This window comes from Microbulbifer sp., from assembly GCF_051659245.1.
GTDB lineage: Bacteria > Pseudomonadota > Gammaproteobacteria > Pseudomonadales > Cellvibrionaceae > Microbulbifer.
In genome coordinates this window covers 1-1,372 of sequence record NZ_JBOFOC010000086.1, presented here as the reverse complement: position 1 = coordinate 1,372, position 1,372 = coordinate 1, and the positions used below count along the sequence as shown (strand labels likewise).

Sequence of the window (1,372 nt, the reverse complement as noted above, 5' to 3'; positions counted from 1 at the left end):
CGCCAGTCTGGCGATATATGCCCACAATAAGCGACAACGCGACGGATACCGGCCCGAACGATGCGGTCGGCACAAATGGCGCACGGAAACAGCGGCGAAACGTACAGCGTACACGCGGACAAGTCTTCGCCCGGCGCAGCCTGTCGAATTGCGTTGTCTTCGGCATGAATTACGACCGCGTGTTGTTCGTCGCGCGTCATGTTCAGAAAAACGGCGTCGTCGAAGTCGCGCGGCGGGCCGTTGTACCCAAGCGACGCAATAGACCGATTCGGGCGCACTATAGCCGCGCCGATGCGCTTACGCGGCCCTTTCGACCATCCGGCGACGTGTTCGGCAAGTTCAATAAATCGCGCGTCCCATTTGGACAGGGCTTCGCGCGGCACGTATGTTACGGCCATTACTGCGGCCAAAACTTGCCGGGGTTATAGTCTTCGGCCAAACCCCATTCGCGTTCGTTAGCAAGCTTCTTGCCGCGAATTTCGCCGCGTGCCTTCACAACCTGCGCGCGTTCGATGGCTTCGCGAATACGGCGGTCTTGTTCGCGCTTCGCTTTTATTTGGCCGAACTTCAAGTAGCAAGCCAAAGCAAGCGCCGAAAGTCCGATGGTAAGAAACAGCGGGTCGAAATTCATGTTCGTAACTCCTTTGTCGGGTACGTGCTAAGTTTCGTCGAACCTTCGCCGCTTGTCAAGCGTTATTCGTAACCCGGTATAACTTCGTTCGGGTTGCCGCCTGCGGCCTTGAAGCCTTGACAGTATCGGAACGCCTGTACGGCGTCCATTGTTCCGCCGCAGTTCGAACAAGTGAACTTTTGCCCGAACGTATACGGCGGGTCGCCTACTTCGAAACGATGGCGGGCGCAACCGTCAATCTTCGCCCGGTTGGCCTTGACGGCTTCGAACATTTCGCGCGCTTCGTCCTTATTCATCTTCGGCAACCCGCAACGACAAATCGCCTTTGATAATTACGACGCCGTGCCCTACGTCTTGCACCATAAAGCCGCCCGACACGTATTCAAGGTCGCCGCTATCCAGCAAGTCGCCAGCCCTTGCCAGCGCGTAGCCCATGCGGGCGCGTTCCTGCGGCGACAGGGCGGTAACGGTAGCCGAAGGAACCGGCACGTCGCGCCCATTGGCCCGCAGCAAGGCCGCAAGGAAGAAGCCGACAACAACGCCGACGGAAAGTACGCCCCAACCGATAAGCCAAGACATTTTCGTTACTCCTTCGTTAATAGTAATCGTAATCCGGTTCGTAATCCGGTTCGTTGTCAACGTCCGATTGCGAATACGAATATTCGCCCGGCCCCGCTTCGTAAAGCTTGTCGGCGATTGCGTCCAAGCCTTTTGGAAGGTCTTTGTAATCGACTTCTTCGC

Annotated in this window: 4 protein-coding genes; all 4 read right to left on the bottom strand. The window is 57.1% G+C overall.

Features of this window, described 5'->3' with window-relative positions; translation table 11 throughout:
- On the bottom strand, positions 1-398 hold a 398-nt coding region (locus ACRC0P_RS09510; RefSeq protein ID WP_438630237.1), incomplete at its 3' end, for a deaminase.
- Positions 398-631: a hypothetical protein gene (locus ACRC0P_RS09505; RefSeq protein ID WP_438630235.1), complete on the bottom strand. Its 234-nt coding sequence runs from the start codon at positions 629-631 to the stop codon at positions 398-400. The genes ACRC0P_RS09510 and ACRC0P_RS09505, both read right to left, overlap by 1 nt.
- A 62-nt stretch (positions 632-693) precedes the next feature.
- Positions 694-927, bottom strand: a complete 234-nt coding sequence (locus ACRC0P_RS09500) for a hypothetical protein (RefSeq protein WP_438630233.1) — start codon at positions 925-927, stop codon at positions 694-696.
- On the bottom strand, positions 920-1,210 hold the full coding sequence (locus ACRC0P_RS09495) for a hypothetical protein (protein WP_015980995.1): 291 nt from the start codon (positions 1,208-1,210) through the stop codon (positions 920-922). Before ACRC0P_RS09495 ends, ACRC0P_RS09500 begins: the two co-directional genes overlap by 8 nt.
- Positions 1,211-1,372 lie beyond the last annotated feature (162 nt).

Coding starts and splice junctions, on each gene's coding strand:
- ACRC0P_RS09505 (WP_438630235.1), bottom strand. CDS start 631: ATGAATTTCGACCCGCTGTTTCTTACCATCGGACTTTCGGCGCTTGCT.
- ACRC0P_RS09500 (WP_438630233.1), bottom strand. CDS start 927: ATGAATAAGGACGAAGCGCGCGAAATGTTCGAAGCCGTCAAGGCCAAC.
- ACRC0P_RS09495 (WP_015980995.1), bottom strand. CDS start 1,210: ATGTCTTGGCTTATCGGTTGGGGCGTACTTTCCGTCGGCGTTGTTGTC.